The organism is Pseudoalteromonas sp. OF7H-1 (genome assembly GCF_022347825.1).
In the GTDB taxonomy this organism is placed as follows: domain Bacteria; phylum Pseudomonadota; class Gammaproteobacteria; order Enterobacterales; family Alteromonadaceae; genus Pseudoalteromonas; species Pseudoalteromonas maricaloris.
Genome location: NZ_JAKRFX010000045.1, coordinates 1 through 1,006, shown reverse-complemented (window position 1 = coordinate 1,006; position 1,006 = coordinate 1). Strand labels below are relative to the sequence as shown.

1 protein-coding gene is annotated in these 1,006 nt (G+C 44.4%); it reads left to right on the top strand.

Going from position 1 to position 1,006, the window contains the following annotated elements:
- On the top strand, window positions 1-1,006 hold a 1,006-nt coding region (locus MHN30_RS23735), incomplete at both ends, for a condensation domain-containing protein (RefSeq protein WP_239361315.1).

Sequence of the window (1,006 nt, the reverse complement as noted above, 5' to 3'; positions counted from 1 at the left end):
GGGTATCTGAATAAAAGCGAGTTAACGGCAGAGCGCTTTATAGATAATCCGTTTTATAGAGAAGGGCAATCCGGCAGCAGCAAGCGTTTATATAAGACAGGGGATTTAGTTAGATATAGACCAAGTGGAGACTTAGAGTTTTTGGGTAGGCTAGACGACCAAGTGAAAATCCGAGGATTTAGGATAGAGCTTGGAGAGATAGAGCATAGTCTCGCGATGTTGGCAGGCGTTGATTCAGCGTTGGTGATTGCACAAATGCAAGGAGATAGCAAACAGTTGGTAGGGTATGTGAAGCCGACGGAGAAAGTAAAGGAGGAAGTAGTAGGAGACTATGTCAATAGAATAAAAACGACATTAAGGAAAACTCTGCCAGAGTATATGGTGCCTGGTGTTATTTTATTGGTTACAGAGTGGCCATTGACGAGTAATGGTAAAGTAGACAAGAAAGCACTGCCGCGAGGGGAAGAAAGGGGGCAACAGGTAGCATATCATGGAGCACAAAGCGAGGTAGAGAAGACACTAGTAGAGATTTGGAGCCACTTGCTAGACTTAGAAGCGAGTACAGTAAGCATAAAAGCAAACTTTTTTGATTTAGGCGGTCACTCCTTATTGTCAATCAGAGTAGTGTCAGAAGTAAGAAGTCGCTGTGGTGTAGAAATTTCGTTAGCGAGTGTGTTTGATAACGCGACGATAGAAGAATTAGCACAGGTGATAACGGACGCTACCGCGCACAATGTAAGGCCGGGGTTGACTAAGATAGAAAGAGAACAAACGACTTACCCGGTGTCTTTTTCCCAGCAACGACTGTGGTTTATCGATAAACTTCAAGGCGGCACGCCGGAATACAACATGCCAATGGTCTTTAGAGTCACAGGAACGTTTTCACTGAAAGTGTTAACACAGGTATTTGAGACGATATTGGATAGGCATGAAGTGTTAAGGAGTGTGTATGAAGCAGAAGGGGGAGAAGCGAGACAACGGGTAAGGGAAGTATCGGCGCTAGATT